The 25,795-nt window shown below is 65.9% G+C and carries 25 protein-coding genes; 13 read left to right on the top strand and 12 right to left on the bottom strand.

Annotated features, from left to right (window positions below):
- Positions 1-52: 52 nt before the first annotated feature.
- From HTY51_RS04750 to gyrA, 5 genes are all read right to left on the bottom strand, one after another.
- Positions 53-2,056 carry a bifunctional 3-phosphoshikimate 1-carboxyvinyltransferase/cytidylate kinase gene (locus HTY51_RS04750; RefSeq protein ID WP_174251655.1) on the bottom strand — a complete coding sequence of 668 codons (2,004 nt, stop codon included), beginning with the start codon at positions 2,054-2,056 and terminating at the stop codon, positions 53-55.
- Between the two features lie 10 nt (positions 2,057-2,066).
- Complete coding sequence (locus tag HTY51_RS04755) at positions 2,067-2,939, bottom strand: prephenate dehydrogenase/arogenate dehydrogenase family protein (RefSeq protein WP_174251656.1); 873 nt, start codon at positions 2,937-2,939, stop codon at positions 2,067-2,069.
- Positions 2,940-3,023: 84 nt separating this feature from the next.
- The gene (pheA, locus tag HTY51_RS04760; RefSeq protein ID WP_174251657.1) at positions 3,024-4,106 is read right to left on the bottom strand and encodes a prephenate dehydratase; all 1,083 of its coding nucleotides are present in this window, start codon (positions 4,104-4,106) and stop codon (positions 3,024-3,026) included.
- 7 nt (positions 4,107-4,113) lie between these two features.
- Positions 4,114-5,205: a 3-phosphoserine/phosphohydroxythreonine transaminase gene (gene serC, locus HTY51_RS04765; RefSeq protein ID WP_174251658.1), complete on the bottom strand. Its 1,092-nt coding sequence runs from the start codon at positions 5,203-5,205 to the stop codon at positions 4,114-4,116.
- Positions 5,205-7,832 carry a DNA gyrase subunit A gene (gyrA, locus tag HTY51_RS04770; protein WP_174251659.1) on the bottom strand — a complete coding sequence of 876 codons (2,628 nt, stop codon included), beginning with the start codon at positions 7,830-7,832 and terminating at the stop codon, positions 5,205-5,207. The genes serC and gyrA overlap by 1 nt, the downstream gene beginning before the upstream one ends.
- Positions 7,833-8,066: 234 nt before the next feature.
- Between gyrA and ompA the strand changes: the two genes are divergently transcribed.
- The 3 genes from ompA (at position 8,067) to HTY51_RS04785 (ending at position 10,080) form a co-directional block, all read left to right on the top strand.
- The gene (gene ompA / locus HTY51_RS04775; RefSeq protein ID WP_174251660.1) at positions 8,067-8,627 is read left to right on the top strand and encodes an outer membrane protein OmpA; all 561 of its coding nucleotides are present in this window, start codon (positions 8,067-8,069) and stop codon (positions 8,625-8,627) included.
- 68 nt (positions 8,628-8,695) lie between these two features.
- On the top strand, positions 8,696-9,412 hold the full coding sequence (ubiG, locus tag HTY51_RS04780; protein ID WP_174251661.1) for a bifunctional 2-polyprenyl-6-hydroxyphenol methylase/3-demethylubiquinol 3-O-methyltransferase UbiG: 717 nt from the start codon (positions 8,696-8,698) through the stop codon (positions 9,410-9,412).
- Positions 9,409-10,080, top strand: a complete 672-nt coding sequence (locus HTY51_RS04785; RefSeq protein ID WP_174251662.1) for an HAD-IA family hydrolase — start codon at positions 9,409-9,411, stop codon at positions 10,078-10,080. Before ubiG ends, HTY51_RS04785 begins: the two co-directional genes overlap by 4 nt.
- Positions 10,081-10,192: 112 nt before the next feature.
- Here the strand turns inward: HTY51_RS04785 and HTY51_RS04790 are convergent, their stop codons facing one another.
- Entirely contained in the window at positions 10,193-10,924 is a 732-nt protein-coding gene (locus tag HTY51_RS04790; protein WP_174251663.1) for a hypothetical protein, read from the bottom strand.
- 221 nt (positions 10,925-11,145) lie between these two features.
- Between HTY51_RS04790 and HTY51_RS04795 the strand changes: the two genes are divergently transcribed.
- From HTY51_RS04795 to ntrC, 10 genes are all read left to right on the top strand, one after another.
- The gene (locus tag HTY51_RS04795; protein ID WP_174251664.1) at positions 11,146-11,925 is read left to right on the top strand and encodes a 16S rRNA pseudouridine(516) synthase; all 780 of its coding nucleotides are present in this window, start codon (positions 11,146-11,148) and stop codon (positions 11,923-11,925) included.
- Between the two features lie 74 nt (positions 11,926-11,999).
- Positions 12,000-12,989: a YncE family protein gene (locus HTY51_RS04800; RefSeq protein ID WP_174251665.1), complete on the top strand. Its 990-nt coding sequence runs from the start codon at positions 12,000-12,002 to the stop codon at positions 12,987-12,989.
- On the top strand, positions 12,973-13,800 hold the full coding sequence (locus HTY51_RS04805) for a polysaccharide deacetylase family protein (protein ID WP_174251666.1): 828 nt from the start codon (positions 12,973-12,975) through the stop codon (positions 13,798-13,800). Before HTY51_RS04800 ends, HTY51_RS04805 begins: the two co-directional genes overlap by 17 nt.
- Before the next feature lie 6 nt (positions 13,801-13,806).
- Positions 13,807-14,859, top strand: a complete 1,053-nt coding sequence (locus HTY51_RS04810; protein WP_174251667.1) for a sterol desaturase family protein — start codon at positions 13,807-13,809, stop codon at positions 14,857-14,859.
- A gap of 37 nt (positions 14,860-14,896) precedes the next feature.
- Positions 14,897-15,760 (top strand): EI24 domain-containing protein, encoded by an 864-nt coding sequence (locus tag HTY51_RS04815; protein ID WP_174251668.1) that lies wholly within the window; start codon positions 14,897-14,899, stop codon positions 15,758-15,760.
- Between the two features lie 7 nt (positions 15,761-15,767).
- A complete protein-coding gene (locus HTY51_RS04820) occupies positions 15,768-16,586 on the top strand; it encodes a molybdopterin-binding protein (RefSeq protein WP_254606988.1) in 819 nt (272 codons plus the stop codon).
- 207 nt (positions 16,587-16,793) lie between these two features.
- Complete coding sequence (gene glnA / locus HTY51_RS04825) at positions 16,794-18,209, top strand: type I glutamate--ammonia ligase (RefSeq protein WP_174251670.1); 1,416 nt, start codon at positions 16,794-16,796, stop codon at positions 18,207-18,209.
- Between the two features lie 158 nt (positions 18,210-18,367).
- Entirely contained in the window at positions 18,368-18,877 is a 510-nt protein-coding gene (locus HTY51_RS04830; protein ID WP_174251671.1) for a hypothetical protein, read from the top strand.
- A gap of 5 nt (positions 18,878-18,882) precedes the next feature.
- The gene (gene glnL / locus HTY51_RS04835) at positions 18,883-19,950 is read left to right on the top strand and encodes a nitrogen regulation protein NR(II) (protein WP_254606989.1); all 1,068 of its coding nucleotides are present in this window, start codon (positions 18,883-18,885) and stop codon (positions 19,948-19,950) included.
- Between the two features lie 32 nt (positions 19,951-19,982).
- Positions 19,983-21,458 (top strand): nitrogen regulation protein NR(I), encoded by a 1,476-nt coding sequence (gene ntrC, locus HTY51_RS04840; protein WP_174251672.1) that lies wholly within the window; start codon positions 19,983-19,985, stop codon positions 21,456-21,458.
- A gap of 179 nt (positions 21,459-21,637) precedes the next feature.
- Here the strand turns inward: ntrC and HTY51_RS04845 are convergent, their stop codons facing one another.
- Genes HTY51_RS04845 through HTY51_RS04870 form a run of 6 tightly spaced genes read right to left on the bottom strand, consistent with a single transcriptional unit; the run spans position 21,638 to position 25,769 of the window.
- Positions 21,638-22,186 carry a methylated-DNA--[protein]-cysteine S-methyltransferase gene (locus tag HTY51_RS04845; RefSeq protein WP_174251673.1) on the bottom strand — a complete coding sequence of 183 codons (549 nt, stop codon included), beginning with the start codon at positions 22,184-22,186 and terminating at the stop codon, positions 21,638-21,640.
- A 19-nt stretch (positions 22,187-22,205) separates the two neighbouring features.
- Positions 22,206-22,976 carry an exodeoxyribonuclease III gene (locus tag HTY51_RS04850; RefSeq protein ID WP_174251674.1) on the bottom strand — a complete coding sequence of 257 codons (771 nt, stop codon included), beginning with the start codon at positions 22,974-22,976 and terminating at the stop codon, positions 22,206-22,208.
- A 13-nt stretch (positions 22,977-22,989) separates the two neighbouring features.
- Complete coding sequence (locus HTY51_RS04855) at positions 22,990-23,580, bottom strand: DUF4337 domain-containing protein (RefSeq protein ID WP_174251675.1); 591 nt, start codon at positions 23,578-23,580, stop codon at positions 22,990-22,992.
- 1 nt (position 23,581) lies between these two features.
- The gene (locus tag HTY51_RS04860) at positions 23,582-24,076 is read right to left on the bottom strand and encodes a dihydrofolate reductase (RefSeq protein ID WP_174251676.1); all 495 of its coding nucleotides are present in this window, start codon (positions 24,074-24,076) and stop codon (positions 23,582-23,584) included.
- Positions 24,073-24,960, bottom strand: coding sequence for a DMT family transporter (locus HTY51_RS04865; protein WP_254606990.1), 888 nt, complete (start codon positions 24,958-24,960; stop codon positions 24,073-24,075). Before HTY51_RS04865 ends, HTY51_RS04860 begins: the two co-directional genes overlap by 4 nt.
- Positions 24,957-25,769, bottom strand: coding sequence for a thymidylate synthase (locus tag HTY51_RS04870; RefSeq protein WP_174251677.1), 813 nt, complete (start codon positions 25,767-25,769; stop codon positions 24,957-24,959). The genes HTY51_RS04865 and HTY51_RS04870 overlap by 4 nt, the downstream gene beginning before the upstream one ends.
- Positions 25,770-25,795 lie beyond the last annotated feature (26 nt).

Below are 25,795 nucleotides of genomic sequence, written 5' to 3' on the forward strand. Positions count from 1 at the left end.
GGGCGCTTGCTGCGCGAGGGGAGCCGGGTGGGCCTGTCCAGCCACCCGGGCCTCAGTGTGTCGAGGGCCCGAAAGGCTGCTTGTCCGACCACCAGTCCAGCACGAGATCCACCGATTCTTCTATCGTCAGATCCGAGTTGTCCAGCAGGCGGGCATCCTGCGCCGGCTTGAGAGGCGCGACGCTACGGGACATGTCCCGCGCATCACGCGCTTCCAGATCGGCGCGAAGGGTTTCAAGTGTAGTCGAAATCCCCTTTGAAATCAACTGCTTATGGCGTCTTTCCGCCCTTTTTGCGGCACTGGCGGTCAAAAACACCTTCAAGGGGGCGTCCGGGAAGATCACCGTGCCCATGTCGCGCCCGTCGGCTACCAGGCCGGGCAGGCGGGTAAAGCTGTGTTGCAGGGCCACCAGGGCCGTGCGCACGGCCGGCAGGGCCGAGACTTTGGAGGCGTTCATGCCCCCTTCTTCGCTGCGGATGGCCACGCTGACGTCGTCGCCGTCCAGCAGCACGCGCTCACCTTCGAAACGCACCGGCAGCTGGCGGGCCAGGGCGGCTATGGCCGGCTCAAAGGCCGGCTCCAGGGACAGCCCGGCGCGTAGGGCGGCCAGGGCGGTGACGCGGTAGAGGGCGCCGGAATCCAGCAGGTGGTAGCCCAGGCGCACGGCCAGGCGTGCGGCCAGGGTGCCCTTGCCCGAGGCGGTCGGCCCATCGACACACAGCACGGGGACGGTGCCGCTCACCGGCGTGGTGACCGAGAACAGGGCTTCGAAGTAGTCCGGGAAGGTCTTGGCCACGCATTGGGGGTCCAGGATGCGCACCGGCAGGCCGGCCGGGTTGAAGGCGGCCAGCGAGAAGCACATGGCGACGCGGTGGTCGTCGTAGGTATGGATGCTGGCCGGTTTCCAGCTGGAGCGCACGATGGGCGTGACCCGGATGAAATCAGCCCCTTCCTCGACCGTGGCACCGAGCTTGCGCAACTCGGTGGCCATGGCGGCGATGCGGTCGGTCTCCTTGACGCGCCAGCTGGCGATGTTGCGAAGGATGCTCGGGCCGTCGGCATACAGAGCCATCACGGCCAGGGTCATGGCGGCGTCGGGGATGTGGTTGCAGTCGAGGTCGATCGCCTTGAGCGGCCAGCTGCCGCGGCTGATTTCGAGCCAGTTCGGGCCGCCCTTGACGTGCGCGCCCATCTGGCGGGCGGCGTCCACGAAGCGGATGTCGCCCTGGATGGAGCTTTCGCCCACGCCCTCGATGCGCACCGGCGCGCCCGCGTCGGCGGCGATGGCACCCAGGGCGATGAAATAACTGGCCGAGGAGGCGTCGGCCTCCACGTGCAGCACGCCGGGCGACTGGTAGCGGCTGCCGGCGGGGATGGTGAAACGTTGCCAGCCTTCGCGGCGCACCTGGATGCCGTAACGCGCGAGCAGGTTGAGCGTGATCTCGATGTAGGGCTTGGAGATCAGTTCGCCGACGACCTCGATGACGATGTCTGTCGTGGCCACCAGGGGCAGTGCCATCAGCAGCGCGGTCAGGAACTGGCTGGAGACATCGCCGCGCACCTGGATCGGGGCCTCCAGCTGCAGGTTGGGTCTGCCCACGCGCAGCGGCGGATAACCTTCCTTGCCGAGGTAATCGATGGTGCAGCCCAGCGGACGCAGGGCATCGACCAGATCGCCGATGGGGCGCTCGTGCATGCGCGGCACGCCCGAGAGCTCGAAGTCGCCACCGGCAATGGCCAGCGCGGCGGTCAGCGGGCGCATGGCGGTGCCGGCGTTGCCCATGAAGAACTTGATCGGGGTCGCAGGCAACTGGCCGGCGATGCCGTCGATCACGACGGTGGAGCCCTCCTGCTGCACGCCGCAGCCGAGCTGGCGCAGCGCGGCCAGCATGACACGCGTGTCGTCGGAGTCCAGCAGGTCGTGCAGGGTGGTGCGGCCTCGGCACAGGGCCGAGAGCAGCAGCACGCGGTTGGAAATGCTCTTGGAGCCGGGCAGGACCACCCGGCCATGCGCGCCAGCCAGCGGCGGCAGGTCGAGAAACGCGGTGGAAAACATCGGTTCGGGATTACCGGCGGTTCTTGTTCATGCTCCACTGGGCGCGGGCCTGGCTGGCCTGGCCGATCAACTCTTCGAGCGCGTCGGCGTTGCCATTGGAGATCATGAGTTCCAGCGCCTGCAGGTTGCGCTGGAAAAGCTTGGACTGGGTGAGCAGCTCTTCCCGGTTGGAGATCATGATGTCGCGCCAGATGTGCGGGTCACTGGCGGCGATGCGGGTGAAGTCGCGGAAACCGGGGCCGGCCAGCGAGAGGAAGTCCTTGCCCTGGCCCTGGCCGGTGACGGAGTTCATCAGCGCGAAGGCGATCAGGTGGGGCAGGTGGCTCACCGCCGCAAAGGCCGCGTCGTGCGACTCCGGTGTCATCTTGAGCACGCTGCAGCCCAGCGCGGACCAGACGTCGATGGCCTGCTGGACCTGGGTCGCATGGGTGCGATCCAGGGGGGTGAGGATGATCTGCTTGCCCGAATAGAGGTCGGGGTCGGCGTGTTCCACACCGGCCACTTCCTTGCCGGCAATGGGGTGGGCCGGCACGAAGGAACCCACCTGTTCGCGCAGGGCGCGGCGCGCAGCGTCCACCACGTCGCGTTTGGTCGAGCCCACGTCCATGATCAGCATCTGCGGCGTGACCAGGTGCTTGATGGCCTTGAAGGTGGCTTCGGTGGCCGAGACCGGCACGGCAATCAGCACGATGTCGGCACCCGAGACGGCCAGCAGGGCCGAGGGGGCCTCGACGTCGATCACGCCCAAGCTGCGGGCGCGTTCGGTGGTGGACGGCGACTTGCTGTAGCCGACCACGCGCTTGACCAGGCCGGCGCGCTTGAGCGCCAGGGCAAAGGAACCGCCCATGAGGCCACAACCGATCAGACCCAACTGTTCAAACATAAGACCCTCGCAGGGCAGCCCCAAGAGAGGCTTGCACTCCCTCGGGGGGCAGTGAATACACGAAGTGATGAACGTGGGGGCTCATTATTCAGATACCGGGTAGGTGCCGAGTATCTTGTAGAAGGCGCAGAGGGACTGCAACTCCTGCAAGGCGGCGGCGACATGAGGCTGCGAGGTGTGGCCCTGGATGTCGATGTAGAAATAGTATTCCCATTGGCCCGAACGCGCTGGCCGCGACTCAAAACGCGTCATGGACACGCCGTGTTTCTTCAGGGGAACCAGCAGGTCGTGCACGGCCCCCGGGCGGTTCGGGACCGAGACGATCAGGCTCACGCAGTCCTTGCCCGAGACGTCGGGGGTCTGCAGGGTCTGCGGCAGGCAGACCACGGCAAAGCGGGTGCGGTTGTAGGCGTCGTCCTGGATGGCGTGGGCCACCACGTGCAGGCCGAATTCGCTGCCGGCGCGCTCGCTGGCGATGCCGGCCCAGGCCGGGTTCGTCGAGGCCAGGCGCGCGCCCTCGGCATTGCTGGCCGCCGCATGGCGTTCGGCGTGCGGCAGGTGGGTGTTGAGCCAGTTCTGGCACTGGGCCAGCGCCTGCGGGTGGGCATAGACGGCCGTGATGCCTTCGAGCGAATCGCCCAGGCGCAGCAGGTTGTGGCGTACCAGCAGGCTGGTTTCGCCGACCACGTGCAGCGGCGAGGCGAGGAAGAGATCGAGCGAGCGCGAGACCATGCCCTCGGTGGAGTTCTCCATGGGCACCACGCCGAACTGGGCGCTGCCGGCGGCGGTGGCGCGGAACACCTCGTCGATGCTGCCGCAGGGCATGCGCTCGATGCTGGAGCCGAAGAACTGCAGGGCGGCCTGTTCGCTGAAGGTGCCGGCCGGACCCAGGTAGGCCACGCGTTGCGGCGCCTCCAGGGCGCGGCAGGCCGACATGATCTCGCGCCAGATGGTGGCCACGCTGTCGCGCTGGAGCGGTCCGGGGTTGGCCGCCTGCAGGCCGGAGATGACCTGGGCCTCGCGCTCGGGGCGGAACACGGGTGAGCCCTCGACCTTCTTGATCTCGCCCACTTCATGGGCCAGGGCGGCCCGGCGGTTCAGCAGGGCGAGCAGTTCCTGATCCAGGGCGTCGATCTGGATGCGCAGTTCGGGCAGGGTCTTGGCCATCAGGGAATCAGCTATGTGTACGTTCGAATTCTCGCATGTACTCGACCAGGACCTGCACGCCTTCGAGCGGCATGGCGTTGTAGAGGCTGGCGCGCATGCCGCCGACCATCTTGTGGCCCTTGAGCTGCAAGAGGCCGGCGGCCTTGGCGCCGGCCAGGAAGGCCTCGTTGCGGGATTCGTCGCGCAGGAAGAAGGGCACGTTCATGCGTGAACGGCAGTCCCTGGCCACGCGGTTCACATAGAACTGCGAGTTGTCGATGGCCTCATAGAGCAGCTTCGCCTTGGCGATGTTGCGCGCCTCGATGGCCGGCACACCGCCCATTTTTTTCAGCCACTGGAAGATCAGGCCGGCCATATAGATGGCGTAGGTCGGCGGGGTGTTGAACATAGACTGGTTGTCGGCCACGGTCTTGTAGTCAAAGGCGCTGGGGCAGACCGGCAGGGCATGGCCCAGCAGGTCCTCGCGGACCACGACCAGGGTCAGGCCGGCCGGGCCGATGTTCTTCTGTGCGCCGCCGTAGGCCAGGCCCACGCGCGCCCAGTCCACCGGGCGCGAGGCGACCTGGGAGGAGAAGTCGATCACCAGCGGGGCCCGCGAGCCCAGGGCCTGCAGGTCGGGCAGCGCATGGAACTCGACACCGTGGATGGTTTCGTTGGAGCACAGGTGCACGTAGCTGGCCTCGGGGCTGAACTGCCAGCCGGCCGGCGCGGGCAGCTGCGTGAAGCCCCGGGCCTCGTCGCTGGCAGCGATGTGCACGTTGCAATACTTGCGCGCTTCCTTCTGCGACTTCTGGCTCCAGGCGCCGGTGACGACATAGTCCGCCGTGCCGCCGCGCGAGAGGTTCAGTGGCACGATGGCGTTCTCCGCCAGGCCACCACCCTGCATGAAGAGGATGTGGAAGTGCTTCGGCACGGCCAGCAGCTCGCGCAGGTCGGCCTGGGCCTGTTCGTAGATGCTGATGAACTCCTTGCCGCGGTGGCTCATCTCCATCACGCCCATGCCGCTGCCGTGCCAGTCCAGCATCTCGCTGGCGGCCTGCTGCAGCACCTCGGGCGCAATGGTGGCCGGGCCAGCCGAGAAGTTGTAGGGGCGCTGCATCAGGAGGCGTCTTCCGCGTCGCCTTCGATGCCTTCGGCCCCATTGGCATCGTTTTCGACGATGCGCTGCAGACCGCTGAGCTTGGCGCCTTCGTCGAGGCCGATCAGGGTGACGCCCTGGGTGGCACGGCCGAGCTCGCGGATTTCGGAGACACGGGTACGCACCAGCACGCCCTTGTCGGTGATCAGCATGATCTCGTCGTCGGCATGCACCAGCGTGGCCGCGACGACCTTGCCGTTGCGCTCGCTCTGCTGGATGGCGATCATGCCCTTGGTGCCGCGGCCGTGGCGCGTGTACTCCAGGATGGAGGTGCGCTTGCCGTAGCCGTTTTCGGTGGCGGTCAGCACGCTTTGCTGCTCGTCCTCGGCCACCAGCATGGCGATCACGCCCTGGCCGTCGTCCAGCATCATGCCGCGCACGCCGCGTGCATTGCGGCCCATGGGGCGCACGTCGTTCTCGTCGAAGCGCACGGCCTTGCCGCCGTCGCTGAACAGCATCACGTCGTGCTTGCCGTCGGTCAGGGCGGCGCCGATGAGGAAGTCGCCCGGGTCCAGGTCCACGGCGATGATGCCGGCCTTGCGCGGGTTGCTGAACTCATCCAGTGCCGTCTTCTTGACCGTGCCCATGGAGGTGGCCATGAACACGTAGTGGTCGGCAGGGAAGCTGCGGAATTCGCCGGTCAGCGGCAGCACCACATTGATCTTCTCGCCCTCGGCCAGCGGGAACATGTTGACGATGGGGCGGCCGCGCGAGCCGCGCGAGCCGGCAGGCACTTCCCAGACCTTGAGCCAGTACAGGCGGCCGCGGTTGGAGAAGCACAGGATGTAGTCGTGCGTGTTGGCGATGAAGAGCTGGTCGATCCAGTCGTCTTCCTTGGTGGCGGTGGCCTGCTTGCCGCGGCCGCCGCGTTTTTGCGCGCGGTATTCGGACAGGGGCTGGCTCTTGATGTAGCCGCTGTGGCTGAGCGTCACCACCATGTCGGTCGGGGTGATCAGGTCTTCGGTCGCCAGATCCTGGGCGTTGTGCTCGACCTGGCTGCGGCGCAGGCCGATCTTGCCGTGGCCGAACTCCTGCTTGATGGCGGCGAGCTCTTCCCCCACGATGATGGCCACGCGCTCGGAGCGGGCCAGGATGTCGAGCAGGTCCTCGATCTCGGCCATGACTTCCTTGTACTCGGCAACGATCTTGTCCTGCTCCAGGCCGGTCAGGCGCTGCAGGCGCATCTGCAGGATTTCCTGGGCCTGCGTGTCCGACAGTCGATACAGGCCGTCGTTGCCCATGCCGTAGCCCTTTTCCAGGCCATCGGGGCGGTAGTCGTCGGCATTGACCACGCCGCCGTCGGCGCGGGTGCGGGTGAGCATCTCGCGCACCAGCTTGCTGTCCCAGGGCCGGGCCATGAGCTCGGCCTTGGCCACCGGCGGGGTGGGGGCGTTGCGGATGATGGCGATGAAGTCGTCGATATTGCCCAGCGCCACGGCCAGGCCCTCGAGCACGTGGCCGCGTTCGCGCGCCTTGCGCAGGTTGAAGACCGTGCGGCGGGTGACCACTTCACGGCGGTGGTCCAGGAAGACCTCGATCAGGTCCTTCAGGTTGCACAGCTTGGGCTGGCCGTTGACCAGTGCCACCATGTTCATGCCGAAGGTGTCCTGCAGCTGGGTCTGCTTGTACAGGTTGTTGAGAACCACCTCGGGCACTTCACCGCGCTTGAGCTCGATCACCACACGCATGCCGGACTTGTCGGACTCGTCCTGGATGTGGCTGATGCCCTCGATCTTCTTCTCGTGCACCAGTTCGGCGATACGCTCCAGCAGGGTCTTCTTGTTGACCTGGTAGGGCAGCTCGTCGACGATGATGGACTGGCGCTGGCCCTTGTCGATGTCCTCGAAATGGCAGCGCGCGCGCATGACCACGCGACCGCGGCCGGTGCGGTAGCCTTCCTTGACACCCGTCATGCCGTAGATGATGCCGGCGGTGGGGAAGTCCGGCGCCGGGATGATCTCCATCAGTTCGTCGATGGAGGCCTCTGGGTTGCGCAGCAGGTGCAGGCAGGCGTCCACCACCTCGTTGAGGTTGTGCGGGGGGATGTTGGTGGCCATGCCCACCGCAATGCCGCCCGAGCCGTTGACCAGCAGGTTGGGCAGGCGGCTGGGCAGGACCAGCGGCTCCTTTTCCGAGCCGTCGTAGTTGGGGCCGAAGTCGACGGTTTCCTTGTCGATGTCGCCCAGCATCTCGTGCGCGATCTTGGCGAGGCGGATTTCGGTGTATCGCATGGCGGCGGCGTTGTCGCCGTCGACGGAGCCGAAGTTGCCCTGGCCGTCCACCAGCATGTGGCGCATGGAAAAGTCCTGTGCCATGCGCACGATGGTGTCGTAGACCGATTGGTCGCCGTGCGGGTGGTACTTGCCGATGACGTCGCCTACGATACGGGCCGACTTCTTGTAGGCCCGGTTCCAGTCGTTGTTGAGCTCGTGCATCGCGAAGAGCACGCGCCGGTGCACCGGCTTGAGGCCGTCGCGGGCATCGGGCAGGGCCCGCCCGACGATCACGCTCATGGCGTAGTCCAGGTAGCTGCGACGCATCTCCTCTTCTAGGCTGATGGGCAGGGTTTCCTTGGCGAATTGGGTCATGGAAGGGGTGAGCTCGGACGTGGGCAATCTGCAATTCTAAAGTGCCGGCCATGTGGCATGGCTGCAACAGACCGTTGGAAAGCCCAGCAGGCATGCGCCCGCGTCCCGTTTCGCTGGTTGACCCCTCGTTTTGGTATGGCACAATGTATAAGACAGTCGGGTGGCGCTCATAACAATGAATGCCTTCCATTTAACCGCCGTGCCGCTCAGGCCCCAATCCGCTAGAGGAGAACCATGAAGAAACTGAATTCCGTGGCAGCCCTGTTCGCTGCAGTCGCACTCGTGATGGCCGGTTGTGCGTCCACCCCCGAACCCACCCCCGCTCCGCAAGCTGCACCGGCTGCTCCGGCACCCGCTCCGGCTCCGGCGCCTGCTCCGGCACCCGCCCCGGCACCTGCTGCAGCTCCCCGTCCGGCCGCCCCGCCGCCGGCCGCTGCCGTCAAGGTCACCTATGCTGCCGACACCTTCTTCGACTTCGACAAGGCTGTGATCAAGGCGGACGCCAAGGCCAAGCTGGATGACCTGGCCGAGAAGGTCAAGGGCATCAACCTGGAAGTCATCATTGCCGTGGGTCACGCCGATTCCATCGGTACCGACGAGTACAACCAGAAGCTGTCGGTGCGTCGTGCCGAAGCCGTGAAGGCCTATCTGACCTCCAAGGGCATCGACAAGAACCGCGTCTACACCGAAGGCAAGGGCGAGAAGCAGCCCGTGGCTGACAACCGCACGACCGAAGGCCGCGCCAAGAACCGTCGCGTGGAAATCGAAGTGGTCGGTACCCGCGCCAACAAGTGATCTGCTGATCGCTTGAAACAAACCCCGCCTCGGCGGGGTTTTTTTATTGCTCAGCAGATAATTGCGTCATGACGTCTACCGTGAATGCCGATCCGGCCGAACTGGCCAAGTTTTCCGAACTCGCCCACCGCTGGTGGGATCCCGAGAGCGAATTCCGCCCACTGCACCAGATCAACCCTTTGCGCCTGGACTGGATCAACGGCCTGGCGCCACTGGCCGGCCGGCAGGTGCTCGATATCGGCTGTGGTGGTGGCATCCTGTCCGACGCCATGGCGCGCAAGGGCGCCCGGGTCACGGGCATCGACCTGTCGACCAAGGCGCTCAAGGTGGCCCAGCTGCATGCGCTGGAAGCCGGTACGCCCAACGTCAATTACCGTGAGGTGGCGGCCGAGGCCCTGGCGGCCGAGCAGCCCGGCAGTTTCGATGTCGTGACCTGCATGGAGATGCTGGAGCACGTGCCGGACCCGGCCTCCGTGGTGCGGGCCTGTGCCACCCTGGTCAAACCCGGGGGCTGGGTGTTTTTCTCCACCATCAACCGCAACCCCAAATCATTCCTGTTCGCCATCGTCGGTGCCGAGTACATCCTCAACATGCTGCCGCGCGGCACGCACGAATACGCCAAGATGATCCGTCCCAGCGAACTGGCGCGTCACTGCCGCCAGGCAGGCCTGGAACTGGGCCCCACACGCGGCATGGAATACAACCCCTTGACCCGGCGTTACTGGCTCAGCGGCGACACCAGCGTCAACTACCTGCTGGCCACGCGCAAGCCGGAACCGCGATGAGGTCGTTTGCCGGTATCGAGGCCGTCCTCTTCGACCTGGACGGCACCCTGATCGACAGCGCACCCGACCTGGGTGCCGCGGCCGACCAGATGCGTACCGACCGCGGCCTGCCGCCCCTGCCGCTGGAGCACTATCGCCCCATGGCCGGGGCCGGCGCGCGCGGCATGATCGGCGTGGCCTTCGGCCTGCGGCCGGAAGACCCGGGCTACAACGAACTGCGCGAGGAGTTCATGGCGAACTACGAGCGCTGCATGACGCAGCGTACTTACGCCTTTGACGGCGTGGTCGAACTGGTCGAGGCCCTGTTGCAACGCGAGCTGGCCTGGGGCGTGGTGACCAACAAGATCGAGCGTTTCACCCTGCCGCTGACGGGCGCCATGCCCCTGTTTGCCAGTGCACGGGCCATCGTCGCCGGTGACACCACGCCGCATCCCAAGCCGCATCCGGCGCCCTTGTTCGAGGCCGCGCGCCGCCTGGGGCTGGATCCGCAGCGCTGTCTTTATGTCGGTGATGACGAACGCGACATCGTGGCGGGCCTGGCGGCCGGCATGGGCACGGTGGCCGCCACCTACGGTTACCTGGGCCAGAAGAACGATGTTTCGGGCTGGGGTGCCCACGCCTTGATCCATGCGCCGGGCGAGCTCCTGCAATTGATCGAGCTGGCCTGAGCCAGTGAGCTTGGCAAGCGCCGGCTGATTCGAATCTCCCGGTCCCCAAATACAAAACCCCGGCCGGTGACGGTCGGGGTCTTTTTGCATGCCCGGCCGGGCGGAAGGCGGGTCAGCGGCCTTCGGTGAGTTCGCCGGACCGGCTGTCCAGCGGGGCGACGAAGGAGTCGTGCTTCCAGGTGGTGGAGAGCTGGCTCTCGTAAGCTTCGTGGCTGTGCGGATCGGCCGACAGCAGGGCATCCAGGCGGGCGAACTCGCTGGCCGTGGGCTGGTGGCCGCGTTGTCGTGACAGGGCGGCCTTGAGGTTGGCGCGTGTCTGGTTGAACTCGGTTTCCGTGCGCACGCGCTCCAGTTCCTCTTTCATCACGGCCTGTTCGCCCAGGAAGGCGGCGCGGATCGTGCTGAGGCTGGGCAGATGCTCGGGATCAACCACCCAGTAACGCACATTGCACTGCGAGAGCAGGGTGTGCTTGAGGGTCTGGTTGCTCAGCGACAGGCCCTGCGGGCCGGGGACATCAACGCAGCCGACGACCTGGCCCTCGCCATTGCAGACGGTGAAAGTGCAGTAGACCCCGCTGAGGATCTGGAACCAGTGCTGGCCTTCCTCCCGGATCTGCGGCATGGTGAAGCGCGTCACCGGTAGCTTGACCATGACGTGCTGGTCCTGGAAGGCGCGCAGCATCCAGCGCCAGACGAGCCGCTCCCGGCTGTTCACCATGGCTCGAACAGCCAGCGGCCATTTGCGCGGGATGCGTCGCTTGGCCAGCTCCTGTTTTTTCAGGTGCGCGGCGTAGGCGTACGCACCCAGTGCACCGCTCACGGCCATGAGCCCTGCGACTATCATCCACCCTGTGTACCCGTTCATATGCAGCGGTATCGTTGTTTGCGAAAAGTGTAAGGTCTACAGCCCCTATCCTGAACCAGATAAGCGAAGTTGGAGCAAGTTGGAGGGGCTTTGGGATGTACTTTTGCACGGAAACGGGCCCTGATTGCAGGGTCAGCGTGCTGATTCGCTACAGTTTTTGAACTTCCCGGCCTTGCCAGCCGTGCCCTTGAGACCTTTTCATGCAGTTGCAGGACATTCTTTACGCCCAGGGTTTTGGCACGCGCCGGGTGTGTGCCGGCCTGATCCAGCAGGGCCATGTGGCCATCTACCCGGCCAGCGGCGCGGGGGCGGCCGATCTCTGTACCGAGGCCACGGCCGACTACGAGGACGAAGGCCTGCGCCTGCGCGTGCAGGGATTGGAATGGGTCTGCCACCGGCGCGCCTGCATCATGCTGCACAAGCCGGCCGGCACCGAATGCTCGCAAAAGCCCTCGGCCTGGCCCAGTGTCTACACCCTGCTGCCGGCGCCGCTGCGCCAGCGCCCCAACAAGGGCGCCGTGCAGGGGGTGCAGGCCATCGGCCGGCTGGACCAGGACACCACGGGCCTGCTGCTGCTGACCGACGATGGCCAGCTGATCCACCGCCTGGCCTCGCCGCGCCATGTGGTGCCCAAGGTCTATGAAGTCACGCTCAAGCATCCGGCCGGCGAGCGCGAACTGCAGCAGTTGCTGGCGGGCGTGGTGCTGGACGACGACCCGCGGCCGGTCAGCGCGGCCGCCTGCGAACTCAGCGACCCCTTACACCTGCGGCTGACCCTCACGGCCGGCAAGTACCACCAAGTCAAGCGCATGGTGGCCGCCGTCGGCAACCGGGTCGAGGCCCTGCACCGCTCGCAGATTGGTGGCCTGGTCTTGCCGCCCGATCTGGCGCCGGGGCAGTGGCGCTGGCTCACGCCCCAGGATCTGGCGCAGGCCCAGGATGGCACCGCGTCTGGCGCTGCCCTTGCGCCCAGGTCTTGACCTGCCCCAAGCCCGCTGAGGCGGCGCCCTGACGGCGACCGCTACACTTGGAACTCCTTAGTCGCGAGTGTTCCATGCCGAAGCTTTTTTCCTGCGCTTTCGTTCTGCTGCTGATCCTGGCGACCGGGCCCTCCCTGGCGCAGACGCAGGCCACACCGGCACCGATCTTCGTGCTCAATTCCAAGGATGCCGATGTCAGCGTGATCGACCCGGTGAGCTGGAAGGAGATCAAGCGCTTTGCCACGGGCAAGGAACCGCACCATCTCTACCTGACGCCGGACGAGAAGTCGCTGATCATCGCCAATGCCTTCAGCGATACGCTGACCTTCGTCGATCCGCGCACGGCGGAGGTGCAGCGCACCGTGCGCGGCATCCTCGATCCCTACCACCTGCGTTTCTCGCCCGACATGCAGTGGTTCGTCACCGCTGCCAACCGGCTCAACCACGTCGACATCTACCGCTGGGACGGTCGCGACCTGACGCTGGCCAGGCGCATTCCCACCGGCAAGACGCCCAGCCACATCTGGATCGACAGCAAGAGCACGGTGGCCTATGTGACCATGCAGGACAGTGACGAGCTGCTGGCCATCGACCTGCAGCGTCAGCAGCCCTTGTGGCGCATCAAGACCGGCCCCATGCCGGCCGACGTGTTCGGCACCCCCGACGACCGTTTCCTGCTGGTGGGCCTGACCGGCGGCGAGGGTGTGGAGGTCTACGACCTGGCCATGCCGGTGCCGGCGGCGGTGCAGCTCATCCCCACCGGCAAGGGCGCGCACGCCTTTCGCGCCGTGGGGGACCGCCGCCATGTGCTGGTCAGCAACCGGGTGGCCAACACCATCAGCAAGATCGACTTCAAGACCATGGCCGTGGTGGATGAATACCCCGGCCCCGGTGGTCCGGACTGCATGGACCTCACGGCCGACGGGCGTTACATCCTGCTGTCGTCGCGCTGGGCCGGCAAGCTCAGCGTGATCGACACCGGCACGCGCCAGGTGGTGCGCCAGATCCGGGTCGGCAAATCGCCCCACGGGGTCTGGACCCTGGACCATGCGCCGCGCCAGTAGCCTTATCCCTACCCTGGGGCTGGCACTGCTGGTCCTGGCCTTGCCGGTGGCCGCCAGCCCTCCAGCCGTCGAAGGCTGCAGCAAGCCGGTCTACCTGACCTTCGACACCGGACACATGGGTGTGGCCGATCTGATCGCCGGGGTCTTGCAGCGGCAGCAGGTGCGCGCCACTTTTTTTGCCGCCGACGAGCGCACGCAGGTGGGGGATGGCAGCCTGGGCCCGCACTGGGCGGCCTGGTGGCGCGCGCGCGCGGACGAGGGGCACGCCTTCGCCTCGCACACGCTGGACCACAGCTACTGGCGGGCAGATCTGCCGCAGGCTGACGGCCGTGTGCTTTTTCGCGTGCGTGCCTCGGCCGGAGCCCAGGCTGGACGCGACCAGGTCTGGACGGCGGCACAGTATTGCGCCGCCATCGACGCGGCCTCGGTCCGACTGCAGCAGCACACGGGCCGCGCCCCGCTGCCGCTGTTCCGGGCCCCCGGTGGCAAGACCTCGCCGGCCCTGCTGGCGGCGGCGCGCCAGTGCGGTTACCTGCACGTGGGCTGGGCCCCGGCCGGTTTCCTGGGCGATGAATTGCCCAGCGACAAGTACCCCAACGAGGCGCTGCTGAACAAGGCCTTGCGTGACATCCGGTCCGGTGACGTGCTGATGGCGCACCTGGGCATCTGGTCGCGCCGCGATCCCTGGGCGCCGGCGGTGCTGGAGCCGCTGATCGTTGGGCTCAAGGCGCGCGGTTTCTGCTTCCGCACCCTGCGCGAGCACCCGGACTACCAGGGCTGGATCGCCCAGCGTTTGCCGGCCGGGAAATAATCGGGCATGGACGCGCTGATCAACGCCTTCAACGATCTGCAGCAGTGGCTGTTCGAGGGGCTGGTGCAGCCGCTGGTGTTTGCCATGGGCCTGGGCAATCGGCTCGAGGATGCCTACAGCGGGACCGGCTGGCTGCTCATCGGCCTGCTGCAACTGGTGGTGATGCTGCTGCTCCTGTCCCCGCTGCAGCGCTGGCGCCCGGTGGAGCCGGTGACGGACCGTGCCGCCATCCGTGTCGACGTGATCTACACCCTGATCCACCGCCTGGGCCTGTTCCGACTGGTGCTGTTTTTCACCCTGACGCCCTTGCTGGACGAACTGATCGGCATGCTGCGCGTGGCCGGCTTGCCGACCCTGCACCTGGACGACCTGTGGCCCGGCGTGACCGACCAGCCCCTGCTCAGCCTGCTGATGTACTTGCTGGTGATGGATTTCTTCGACTACTGGCTGCACCGGGGGCAGCACCACTTCGAGTGGTGGTGGCGCCTGCACGCGCTGCACCATTCTCAGCGCCAGATGACGCTGTGGAGCGACAACCGCAACCATCTGCTTGACGACCTGATCCGGGACCTGCTGCTGGTCACGCTGGCGCAGTTCATCGGCGTGGCGCCGGGGCAGTTCGTGGCCATCGTGGCCATCACCCAGCTCAGCGAAAGCCTGCAGCACGCCAATGTGCGGCTCTGGTTCGGCCGCTGGGGTGAGCGGCTGTGGATCAGCCCGCGTTTCCACCGCCGGCATCACAGCATCGGGATCGGCCATGAGTTGCAAGCCAAGCCGAACAAAGACACCTTGAGCGTCGCCGGGCCGCCCCAAGGCGCGAGGGCCCCCTCGGGGGGCAGCGAGGACACGTCAGTGCCGAGCGTGGGGGGCGTCAAACTCGGCGGCTGCAACTTCGGTGTGCTCCTGCCCTGGTGGGACATGCTCTTTGGCACCGCCAACTTCGAGCTGCGTTACGACCCGACCGGCATCCGTGACCAGGTGGAGCAGGGGCGCGATTACGGGCGCGGCTTCTGGGCGCAGCAATGGCTGGGCCTGAAACGGCTGGCCGGGCGGGCCTGAAACAGGTTTGAAACATGCGCCAAGGTATGCTTGGAACATGACACTTTTCCTGGACTCCTTCTGGCGTGCGCTGGCCTATTGCCTGCAGCCGCGCGTGATTGCGCTGTCTTTCCTGCCCCTGCTGTTACTGGCGGCCTTGAGTGTGGGCCTGTTCTGGCTGTTCTGGGAGCCGGCCGTGCTGGGCTTGCAGGTCTGGCTGTCGGACTGGGCCCTGATGGAAAGCCTGTTCCGCTGGCTCGACAGCGTGGGCATGGCGCACCTGCGCAACGTGCTGGCGCCGCTGCTGCTGATCATGCTGGTCCTGCCGCTGGTGATCGTGCTGTCCCTGCTCACGGTGGCCTGGCTGGCCATGCCCGCCATCGTCAGGCTGGTGACCGAGCGCCGTTTCCCCAAGCTGGCGCAGCGGCGCGGCGGGACCTTCGTGGGCAGCCTGCTGCTGGGCCTGGGCTCGGCCCTGCTGGCGCTGCTGGCCCTGGTCCTGACCTTGCCGCTGTGGCTGATCCCTCCGCTGGTGATCGTGGTGCCGCCCCTGGTCTGGGGCTGGCTCACGGCGCGTGTCATGGTCTACGACGCGCTGGCCCTGCATGCCACCCTGGAGGAGCGCGAAGAGCTGATGCGTCGCCATCGCTACTGGCTGCTGGGCATCGGCGTGCTCAGCGGTTACATGGGGGCAGCGCCGGGCCTGATCTGGGCGATCGGGGCCATGGCGGTGGTGCTCGCGCCCCTGCTGGTGCCATTGGCGATCTGGATCTACACCTTTGTGTTCATCTTTGCCGCGCTCTGGTTCACCCATTACGGGCTGGCAGCGCTGACCCTCCTGCGGGGCGAGGCGCTGACGGTGTCCAGTCCGGCGCCTATCCTGCAGGACGACAGCAGCTCCTCGTCCGAACCCCATGCCTGATGCTTCCATGTCCTTCGGTCTCATCATCATCGGTGACGAAATCCTCTCCGGCAAGCGTGCCGACAAGCATCTTCCCAGGGTGATCGAACTGCTGGGTGCGCGCGGCCTGCAGCTCGCGTATGCCGATTACGTGGGCGACGATCCGGACCGCATCACGGCGACCCTGGCGCGCGCCTTCGCTTCAGGGGATATCGTGTTCTCCTGCGGCGGCATCGGCGCCACGCCCGATGACCACACGCGTTTGTGCGCGGCGCGTGCCCTGGGGGTGGAGCTTGCCCTGCACCCGCAGGCCGAAGGGCTGATCCGCGAGCGCATGCAGGACGTGGCGCGCGAACAGGGTCTGAATTACGAGCCGGATCGTCCGGACAATGTGCACCGCCTCAACATGGGAGTTTTTCCCCTTGGCGCGCAGATCATTCCCAATCCCTACAACAAGATCCCGGGCTTCAGCTGTGCTGCGCCGACAGGGCAGGGCGCAGTCCATTTTGTGCCGGGTTTCCCGGTGATGGCCTGGCCCATGGTCGAATGGGTGCTGGATACGTTTTATGCCCCACTGTTCCGCCGCGATGCCTGGTGCGAGCAGTCCGTCATCGTCTACGGTGCCATGGAGGCCACGCTCACGCCCCTGATGCAGGCCATCGAGGCGCGGCATGCCGGCATCAAGGTCTTCAGCCTGCCCAGTGTCGACCATCCCCAGCATGGCCGGCACATCGAGTTGGGGGTCAAGGGCAGCCCGCAGCAGACCCCGCCGGCCTATGCCGAACTGCTGGAGGGCCTGCGCCAGGCTGGCGCCAAGATTGGCCCCGAATTGGTGCGTAACCAGTAATGCACAAATACAGTGCATATTTATTGCACCAAACTAAGGCATATGCGTTGAAAGTTTCTGGAGCGGTGCATGACTCGCCTTCAGATGGCGCCCAAACTCAAGGCAAAATACCGAATTCGACGCAGGCCGGCATAAGCCGGATTGGCACAGAAACTGCATTCATGTGCTTGCGTAACTTTTAATCAACCTTCCTACCAGGAGTACCAGATGGCCAAGACCGTCGCAGACGTGATGAAGATGGTGAAGGAAAACGAAGTCAAGTTCGTTGACTTCCGCTTCACCGACACCCGTGGCAAGGAACAGCACGTGACCGTGCCGGTTTCCCACTTCGATGAAGACAAGTTCAGCTCGGGCCACGCCTTCGACGGTTCGTCCATCGCCGGCTGGAAGGGCATCGAGGCTTCGGACATGCAGCTCATGCCCGATCCCAACACCGCCAACATCGACCCCTTCTTCGAAGAGACCACGATGTTCCTGCAGTGCGACGTGGTCGAGCCCAGCGACGGCAAGTCCTACGACCGTGACCCGCGCTCCATCGCCAAGCGCGCCGAGGCCTACCTGAAGGCTTCCGGCATTGGCGACACCGCCTATTTCGGTCCGGAACCCGAATTCTTCATCTTCGACGGCGTGCGCTGGAGCAACGAGCCCGGCAACGTGATGTTCGCCATCGACGAGTACGAAGCCCCCTGGAACAGCGGCAAGCAGCTCGAAGGCGGCAACCGCGGCCACCGTCCCACCACCAAGGGCGGCTACTTCCCGGTGCCCCCGGTTGACAGCACGCAGGACATGCGCGCCGAGATGGCCCTGATCCTCGAATCCCTGGGCATTCCGGTCGAAGTGTTCCACCACGAAGTGGCCGGCGCCGGCCAGAACGAGATCGGCACCCGATTCAGCACCCTGGTGCAGCGCGCCGACTGGACCCAGGTCCTGAAGTACGTGGTCTGGAACGTGGCCAACGCCTACGGCAAGACCGCCACCTTCATGCCCAAGCCCTACGCCGGCGACAACGGCTCCGGCATGCACGTGCACCAGTCCATCTGGAAGGACGGCAAGAACCTGTTCGCCGGTGACGGCTACGCCGGCCTGAGCGATTTCGCCCTGTACTACATCGGCGGCATCATCAAGCACGCCCGTGCCCTGAACGCCATCACCAACCCCGGCACCAACAGCTACAAGCGTCTGGTGCCCGGCTTCGAAGCCCCGGTGAAGCTGGCCTACAGTTCGCGCAACCGTTCCGCTTCGATCCGCATCCCCTTCGTGGCCAACCCCAAGGGTCGCCGCATCGAGGCACGTTTCCCGGACCCGTCCGCCAACCCCTACCTGTGCTTCTCGGCCCTGATGATGGCCGGTCTGGACGGCGTGGAAAACAAGATCCACCCGGGCGAAGCTGCCACCAAGGACCTGTACCACCTGCCCCCGGAAGAGGACAAGCTGGTGCCGACCGTCTGCCACAGCCTGGACCAGGCCCTGGACTACCTGGACAAGGACCGCTCCTTCCTGACCAAGGGTGGCGTGTTCACCGACTCCATGCTGGACGCCTACATCGAGCTGAAGATGGGCGAAGTCACGCGCTTCCGCATGGCGCCGCACCCGGTCGAGTACGACATGTACTACTCCCTGTAAAGGGGCGACCGCAGGCTGTGATTCGTTACAGCCTGTCGCAAAAAAAGGACGGCTTTGGCCGTCCTTTTTGTTTTTCGTGAATTTTCAGGGTTTGATTTTTCATGGGAATAGCCGATACTCTCAGACCGTCCCTGCATTTCCGATGCGCGGAGAACCCTATGAAGAAGCCTTTACTGATCTCGTTGACAGCTACGTTTTTCGTAGCAGGTCTGGCTGTGGCCGATCTGGCCCAGGCCCAGGGCCGCATCTACCGCTGCGGCAATGAGTACACCAACACCCTGCCGCCCGGTCAGAAAGGCTGCAAGCTGCTCGAAGGCGGCAACGTCACCGTGGTGCAACGTCCGCGTGCGACCGAGTCAGTGCGCATGGCCGCAGCCAACCAGGCGGTCTCGCGCCTGGAGGGCGAGCGCCAGCGCCAGCGTGATGCCGATGCCCGCATGATCATCGAGTCCGAACTGCGCAAGGCCGAGGCCCGCCAGGCCGAACTGGTCAAGGAATACAACAACGGCGAACCCGAGAAGATGGGCCCCGAGTTCCGCAACCACCAGAAGTACCTGGACCGTGTGGCCGATCTCAAGGCCAGCATCGAGCGCAATGAAAGCGATCTGGCCGGCCTGCGCCGCGAACTCGATCGTCTTCCTGAGGCCTCTGTATCTGAGTCAAAATAGGCGGCTTGAAACCGACCGCCATTTCCGTCAGCCGCTTCCAGCCCTTCGACCTCCTCGCCACGCTCGTCGCCATCGTGCATGGCGACGGTGCCGTGGTCTATGCCAATGCCGCCCTCGAGGATGCGCTGGGCATGTCACGGCGCAGCATCGAAGGTTCCGCCCTGGCGGATTACTACACCGAGCCCCAGGTCCTGGCCGCTGCCCTGGGCGGGCTGCGTGACAACGAGTTTGCCGCACTGCGTTATGACGCCTGGGTCAAGCGCCCCGGGCGCGACCCCTTGCCCGTGCATGTGATCCTGACGCAGACCGATCAGCCGGGTGACATCCTGATCGAGATGCTGCCGCTGGAGCAGCAGGCCCGCCAGGAGCGCGAGGAGCGCCTGCTCGACCAGGCCCAGGCCAACAAGGAGCTGATCCGCAACCTGGCGCACGAGATCAAGAACCCGTTGGGGGGGATTCGCGGTGCGGCCCAGTTGCTGGAGATGGAGATCGACAGCCAGCTGACGGAATACACGCGTGTCATCATCCACGAGGCCGATCGCCTGCAGACCCTGGTGGACCGCCTGCTGGCGCCGCACCGTCGCCCCCATGTGGTGGGCGACGTCAACATGCACGAGGTCTGTGAACGCGTGCGCTCGCTGATCCTGGCCGAGTTCCCCAAGGGGCTGCGCGTGGTGCGCGACTACGACACCTCCATCCCCGAGTTCCGCGGTGACCGCGAGCAGCTGATCCAGGCCGTGCTCAACATCGCACACAACGCCTGCCAGGCCCTGGCCGAGCGCATCGCCGCGGGTGATGCGCGACTGACCTTCCGTACCCGGATCGCGCGCCAGATCACTTTCGGCAAACAGCGCTACAAGCTGGCATTGGAATTGCATGTCATCGACAACGGGCCCGGCGTGCCGGACTCGATCAAGGACCGCATCTTTTTCCCGCTGGTGTCGGGAAGAGAAGGCGGCTCCGGCCTGGGGCTGACGCTGGCACAGACCTTCGTGCAGCAGCACCATGGCCTGGTCGAGTGCGACAGCGAGCCGGGCCGGACCGATTTCAAAATATTGATACCGCTGCCCTGAGAAAGGCAGCATGACCTAAGGGTGTAGCCGACATGAAGCCGATTTGGATCGCCGATGATGACCAGTCCATACGCTTCGTGCTGGAGAAGGCGCTGCAACGCGAGCAGATGCCCACGCGCAGTTTCACCAACCCGCGCGAGGTGCTGGCCGCACTCGATGATGAGGGCGAGGGCCCGCAGGTGCTGGTGAGCGACATCCGCATGCCCGGCGGCTCCGGCCTGGAGCTGCTGGAGAAGGTCAAGGCCCGCCATCCCGGCCTGCCCGTCATCATCATGACGGCCTTCTCCGATCTGGACAGCGCCGTTTCGGCCTTCCAGGGCGGTGCTTTCGAATACCTGCCCAAGCCTTTCGACCTGCCCAAGGCGGTGGAGCTGATCCGCCGCGCCGTCGAGGAAAGCCAGCGCGAGGAGGTGGCGCAGGAGTCCATCGACGAAGCGCCCGAGATGCTGGGCCAGGCCCCGGCCATGCAGGACGTGTTCCGCGCCATCGGCCGGCTCTCGCAGAGCAATGTCACGGTGCTGATCACCGGCGAATCAGGCTCGGGCAAGGAACTGGTGGCACGTGCCCTGCACAAGCACTCGCCGCGCGCCAATGGGCCCTTCGTGGCGATCAACACGGCAGCCATCCCCAAGGATCTGCTGGAGAGTGAACTCTTCGGCCACGAGCGCGGTGCCTTCACCGGTGCGCAGACCATGCGCCGCGGCCGCTTCGAGCAGGCCGAGGGCGGCACTCTCTTTCTCGACGAGATCGGCGACATGCCTTTCGACCTGCAGACGCGCTTGCTGCGTGTGCTGTCCGACGGCCATTTCTACCGTGTCGGCGGCCACAGCGCGGTCAAGGCCAATGTGCGCGTGATCGCCGCCACCCACCAGGACCTGGAGCAGCGTGTCAAGGAAGGCGTGTTCCGCGAAGACCTGTTCCACCGCCTCAACGTCATCCGCCTGCGCCTGCCGGCCCTGCGCGAGCGGCGCGAAGACGTGCCCATGCTGACGCGCCACTTCCTGCAGCAGAGCGCGCGCCAACTCGGCGTCGAGCCCAAGCGCATCTCGGATGCGGCGCTGGAGCGGCTGGGGCGCTTCGGTTTCCCCGGCAATGTGCGCCAGCTGGAGAACATCTGCCACTGGCTGACCGTCATGGCACCGGCCCAGGTGATCGAACCCAAGGACCTGCCGCCCGAGATCGGCCAAGTGGCGGGTGAGGTGGCCGCTGCCGTGCCTGCGTCCTCCGCAACGGCAGGCGGTACGCCGGAGCCCGTGGCACTGGTTGCACCGGTGGCGGGCATGCCCTCGTCCGGTGACTGGGAAAGCGGCCTGCAGGCCGAGGCCATGGCACTGCTGCTCAGTGGCCGCATGGATGTCTGGGACGAACTGACCAAGCGTTTCGAACGCAAGCTCATCCTCACTGCGCTGGACAGCACGCGTGGCCGGCGCATCGAGGCGGCCCACAAGCTGGGCATAGGCCGCAACACTATCACCCGCAAGATCCAGGAGCTGGGGCTGGAAGAGTAGGACGCCCCCGAAGCGGCCTCTGGCCGCCCGGTGCCGACGTCGGAGACTCCGGCTCTTCGGGTCCGTCCAAGCCTGCGCAGGCAGGCTTGGAGCCGCGGGCGACGCTAGCGGCCGGGCCGAGCCCGATCCACGGCGTCCCCGGTCGATACCAGACGGTTGGCTTTCGATCGCGGCTGGCTTTAGTCGAACAGCCCCGGGCCGCCTAAGCGCGCGCCCTCGATCTCCAGCATCTTCAGCTTGGTCAACAGCCCGCCATGGGCTGAGAAACCGCCTGTGCCCGTCAGCGCGCCCAGCACGCGGTGGCAGGGCACCACGGGCGCAAAGGGGTTGGCCCCCAGGGCCTGGCCCACGGCGCGGGCCGCGCCCGGTTCACCCAGGCGCTGCGCCACTTCACCATAGCTCAGGGTTTCGCCTGGCGGGATGCGGCGCGCCAGTTCGTAGACGCGCTGGTGAAAGGGAGGCACGCCGGACATGTCCAGCGGCAGGTGCGTGAGATCACGCGGTTCGCCGGGGTGGCCTTCGAGCAGGGCCGTGATGGCAGCGATGGCGTCCCTCACAAAGGGCAGAGGCTCGATGCGCTGGCACTGCGGGAAACGCCGTGCCAGACGCCCGAGTGTGGCTGCTTCATCGGTTTCCGGCAGTTGCACGCAGGTCAGCGCCCGGCTGTTCCAGGCAATGCCGCAGAAGCCCAGGGGCGTTGGAAAGAGGGTGTAGCCCAGCGTGTCCATGACCGACGGGCCAGGGCGCTCAGAGCCCCTGCAGTTCCAGCACCACGGGGGCGTGGTCGCTGGGGCGTTCGTTCCTGCGCGGCGTGGGGTCCACGGCGCAGGAAGTGGCCAGGGGCTTGAGCGCCTCACTGATCAGGATGTGGTCGATGCGCAGGCCCTGCTTGCGGCGGAAGGCCATGTTGCGGTAGTCCCACCAGGAATAGTTCTTCTCGGGCTGCGGGAACAGGCGGACTGAATCCGTCAGGCCCAGGGCGATCAGCGCGCGCAGGTGGGTGCGCTCTTCCTCGGTGCAGTGGATGGTGTCCTTCAGGCCTACCGGGTCCCAGACGTCGGCGTCGTCGAAGGTGATGTTGTAGTCGCCCATGAGCACCAGCTTCGGAAACGCGGCCAGTTCGCTGCGTACCCAACCCTGCAGGGCCGTGAGCCAGCGCATCTTGTAAGCGAACTTGTCCGAGCCCGGCTCCTGGCCATTGGGGAAATAGGCGCCGATGACGCGCACGCCGTTCACCGTGGCGCTGATCACGCGGGCCATCTCGTCCTCGAAACCCGGGATGTTGCGCACCACGGCTTCGAGCGGTGCACGCGAGAGCAGGGCCACGCCGTTGTAGGTCTTCTGGCCGAAGCACACGGCCTGGTAACCCGCCGCCGTGAAGGCGTCAAAAGGGAACTTGTCGTCGGTGAGCTTGAGTTCCTGCAGCGCCAGCACGTCCACCGGGTTGGTGACCAGCCAGTCCAGCACCTGCGGCAGGCGCACGGTGAGCGAGTTGACGTTCCAGGTGGCGAGTTGCATGGGCAGTGTGCGATCAGATGTGCAGCATGGCGAGGATGCCCACGCCCATGCCGATGGCGCCGCCGGCGAACATGGCGTACTCCAGCCACTTCTTGCGGGTCAGCAGGGCGATCGCGGCCAGGGCAATGGCCACCTGCAGCACGGTGGTGGCCTGGGCCCAGCGGTGGTGCAAGTGGATCTGCTCGTCGCTCTTCTTGTCCCAGTCCGTGGCCTCGGCCTCCAGCTTCTCGGCCACGACCTTGATCTCGCCTTTTTCCTTCTCGTAGCGGTCGATCTTGGCCTGGTACTTGACGCGCTCGTCAGCCTTGGGCGTCAGGTCGCGCGAGACCTCGGCCAGCGACTGCTTGGTGCTCTTGGCCTGGAAGTAGTTCCACTGGTTGGAGGCTTCCGTCTTCTTGAGGGCCGCGTTGTTCTTGTACAGGCCGGCATTGGCCTGGGTGGCGCCGCCCATGTAGGCGAAGATGGCGCCCACCGTGGCGATGATGGCCGTGAACAGGGCGATCTGGTTGGTCATGCCGCCGCCGTGCTCGCCATGGCCGCCTTGCTGCGCGTGTTCGAGCTCGTGGTCGTGCGGGCCGTGCACGTGAAAACCGCCTCCGGACATGTCAGGTTCCTTCTGTGTTCGTGTAAGTGACAAAACTGAATTTCAGGCCGGTGGAGGAGGCGTGGTGTTCACGCTGCGTTTCCTTCCACCCGGGCCCGAATTGTGGCGCAAAGGCGTCGCCCTCGAAGGTGGCGTCGATTTCGGTCACCACGGCCGTGCTGGCCAGTGGCAGGGCCTGGGCATAGATGTCGGCGCCGCCGATGACCCAGGCGTCGTTCACGGCACCACACAGGGCCATGGCCTCGGGCAGCGAGTGCGCCACGTGCGCGCCCGCTGCCGACCAGTCGCGCTGGCGTGTCACCACGACGTTGGTGCGGCCAGGCAGCGGACGAAAGCGCGCCGGGATCGATTCCCAGGTCTTGCGGCCCATGATGACCGGACTGCCCAGCGTCACGCGCTTGAAGTGGGCCAGGTCCTCGGGCAGGTGCCAGGGCATCACGCCGTCCTTGCCGATGGTGCCGTTGGCGGCGCGCGCGAAGATGAGGTGCAGTTTCATGCGGTCGCTCTCCGGGAACGCGGCGGTAGCAGCACCGCGGCAATGGCGGCCATCACGAAGACGATGGCCAGGTAGTCCTGCCAGTGCGGCCATTCACCCACGATGACGGTGGCGCTCAGGGTGCCGATCAGCGGGATGGCCATGATGCTCATGGCGCTGGTGGACGGCGGCAGATGCCGTGCCAGCCCGGCCCACAGGGTCTGGGCGAAGCCGTAGTTGATGAAGGCGCCGTAGGCCAGGCTGGCCCACATGGGGCCGGTGAATTGCCAGCTGGGCCAAGGCTCGCTGGCCAGGGCGATCAACCAGAGACAGGCGCTGGCCAGGATCATGGTCCAGATGGTGAGGGTCTCCACCGGCAGGGTCAGGGTGGCGCGGCGCATCAGCAGCGTGCCGACGGCCCAGCAGACGGCGGCAATTTCCATCCAGACGATGCCCAGCGGCCGGCCGCTGAGCGCCGTGAATTCGCTGGAGGTCAGCAGGGCGATGGCGATGGCCACGGCCACCGCGGCGACGGCCGTGCGGCGCGTGAGTCTCTCGCCCAGGAAGAGCACGCTGATCAGCACGGTCCAGATCGGCATGGTGAAGCCCAGGATGGCCGCACGCCCCGAGGCCAGCTCCTTCACGCCCAGGATGGACGCCGTGTGCCAGCCCAGCATGTTGGGCGCGCCGATGGCGAGCACCGAGCGCCACTCGGCGCCGCGCGGCAACATGCGCAGGCCCTGGGCCCGGTACCAGGTGTAGAGGAAGATCGCGCCGGCCGTCATGGTGAGCGCGCGGAAGTACATGGGCGAGAGTTCGCGCAGCGAGAACTTCATCATCGGCCAGTTGATGCCCCACATCAGCGTGAGGGCGATCAGGGTCAGCAGTTGCCGGGAGCTGATCACACGGCCACCGGTGCCTTGATGGCCGGGTGGCACTGGTAGTCCAGCACCTCGAAGTCCTCGAACTGGTAATCGAAGATCGAATCCGGCCGGCGCTTGATGTTCAACGTGGGGTAGGGGTAGGGCGTGCGGCTCAGTTGCAGTTCCACCTGTTCGTGGTGGTTGCTGTAGATGTGGCAGTCACCACCGGTCCAGATGAAGTCACCCACCGCCAAGTCACACTGCTGCGCCACCATGTGGGTGAGCAGGGCGTAGCTGGCGATGTTGAAGGGCACGCCGAGGAAGATGTCGGCGCTGCGCTGGTAGAGCTGGCAGCTCAGCTTGCCCTCGGCCACGTAGAACTGGAAGAAAGCGTGGCAGGGCATGAGCGCCATCTTGTTGAGCTCGGCCACGTTCCAGGCGCTGACGATGATGCGGCGCGAATCGGGGTTGGTTTTCAGGGTCTTGACGACCTCGGCGATCTGGTCGATATGGCCGCCGTCCGGTGTGGGCCAGCTGCGCCACTGCACGCCGTAGACCGGGCCCAGGTCGCCGTCCGGGCGGGCCCACTCGTCCCAGATCGAGACGCCGCGTTCCTTCAGCCAGTTGTTGTTGCTCGAACCCGTGAGGAACCACAGCAGCTCCTGGATGATGGAGCGCAGGTGCACCTTCTTGGTGGTGACCAGTGGGAAACCTTCGTTGAGGTCGAAGCGCATCTGGTGGCCGAACACGCTGCGCGTGCCGGTGCCGGTGCGGTCGGTCTTGGTGACGCCCGTCGTGTAGACGTGGCGCATGAAGTCTTCGTACTGGGAGCGGACAGGGCGGGAGGTCATAGCCCCGATTTTCCTACAAGTCCGGG

The organism is Rhodoferax sp. BAB1, assembly GCF_013334205.1.
Lineage (GTDB): Bacteria > Pseudomonadota > Gammaproteobacteria > Burkholderiales > Burkholderiaceae_C > Hylemonella.

Bases quoted from the DNA above. Each gene is read 5' to 3' on its own strand.
- HTY51_RS04755 (WP_174251656.1), bottom strand. From the start codon at position 2,939: ATGTTTGAACAGTTGGGTCTGATCGGTTGTGGCCTCATGGGCGGTTCC.
- pheA (WP_174251657.1), bottom strand. From the start codon at position 4,106: ATGGCCAAGACCCTGCCCGAACTGCGCATCCAGATCGACGCCCTGGAT.
- ompA (WP_174251660.1), top strand. From the start codon at position 8,067: ATGAAGAAACTGAATTCCGTGGCAGCCCTGTTCGCTGCAGTCGCACTC.
- HTY51_RS04810 (WP_174251667.1), top strand. From the start codon at position 13,807: ATGGACGCGCTGATCAACGCCTTCAACGATCTGCAGCAGTGGCTGTTC.
- HTY51_RS04860 (WP_174251676.1), bottom strand. From the start codon at position 24,076: ATGAAACTGCACCTCATCTTCGCGCGCGCCGCCAACGGCACCATCGGC.
- HTY51_RS04800 (WP_174251665.1), top strand. From the start codon at position 12,000: ATGCCGAAGCTTTTTTCCTGCGCTTTCGTTCTGCTGCTGATCCTGGCG.
- HTY51_RS04870 (WP_174251677.1), bottom strand. From the start codon at position 25,769: ATGACCTCCCGCCCTGTCCGCTCCCAGTACGAAGACTTCATGCGCCAC.
- HTY51_RS04815 (WP_174251668.1), top strand. From the start codon at position 14,897: ATGACACTTTTCCTGGACTCCTTCTGGCGTGCGCTGGCCTATTGCCTG.
- HTY51_RS04830 (WP_174251671.1), top strand. From the start codon at position 18,368: ATGAAGAAGCCTTTACTGATCTCGTTGACAGCTACGTTTTTCGTAGCA.
- glnA (WP_174251670.1), top strand. From the start codon at position 16,794: ATGGCCAAGACCGTCGCAGACGTGATGAAGATGGTGAAGGAAAACGAA.
- HTY51_RS04855 (WP_174251675.1), bottom strand. From the start codon at position 23,580: ATGTCCGGAGGCGGTTTTCACGTGCACGGCCCGCACGACCACGAGCTC.
- HTY51_RS04750 (WP_174251655.1), bottom strand. From the start codon at position 2,056: ATGTTTTCCACCGCGTTTCTCGACCTGCCGCCGCTGGCTGGCGCGCAT.
- HTY51_RS04795 (WP_174251664.1), top strand. From the start codon at position 11,146: ATGCAGTTGCAGGACATTCTTTACGCCCAGGGTTTTGGCACGCGCCGG.
- HTY51_RS04820 (WP_254606988.1), top strand. From the start codon at position 15,768: ATGTCCTTCGGTCTCATCATCATCGGTGACGAAATCCTCTCCGGCAAG.
- gyrA (WP_174251659.1), bottom strand. From the start codon at position 7,832: ATGACCCAATTCGCCAAGGAAACCCTGCCCATCAGCCTAGAAGAGGAG.
- HTY51_RS04845 (WP_174251673.1), bottom strand. From the start codon at position 22,186: ATGGACACGCTGGGCTACACCCTCTTTCCAACGCCCCTGGGCTTCTGC.
- HTY51_RS04790 (WP_174251663.1), bottom strand. From the start codon at position 10,924: ATGATAGTCGCAGGGCTCATGGCCGTGAGCGGTGCACTGGGTGCGTAC.
- ntrC (WP_174251672.1), top strand. From the start codon at position 19,983: ATGAAGCCGATTTGGATCGCCGATGATGACCAGTCCATACGCTTCGTG.
- serC (WP_174251658.1), bottom strand. From the start codon at position 5,205: ATGCAGCGCCCCTACAACTTCTCGGCTGGCCCGGCCACCATTGCGCCC.
- HTY51_RS04850 (WP_174251674.1), bottom strand. From the start codon at position 22,976: ATGCAACTCGCCACCTGGAACGTCAACTCGCTCACCGTGCGCCTGCCG.
- ubiG (WP_174251661.1), top strand. From the start codon at position 8,696: ATGACGTCTACCGTGAATGCCGATCCGGCCGAACTGGCCAAGTTTTCC.
- HTY51_RS04805 (WP_174251666.1), top strand. From the start codon at position 12,973: ATGCGCCGCGCCAGTAGCCTTATCCCTACCCTGGGGCTGGCACTGCTG.
- HTY51_RS04785 (WP_174251662.1), top strand. From the start codon at position 9,409: ATGAGGTCGTTTGCCGGTATCGAGGCCGTCCTCTTCGACCTGGACGGC.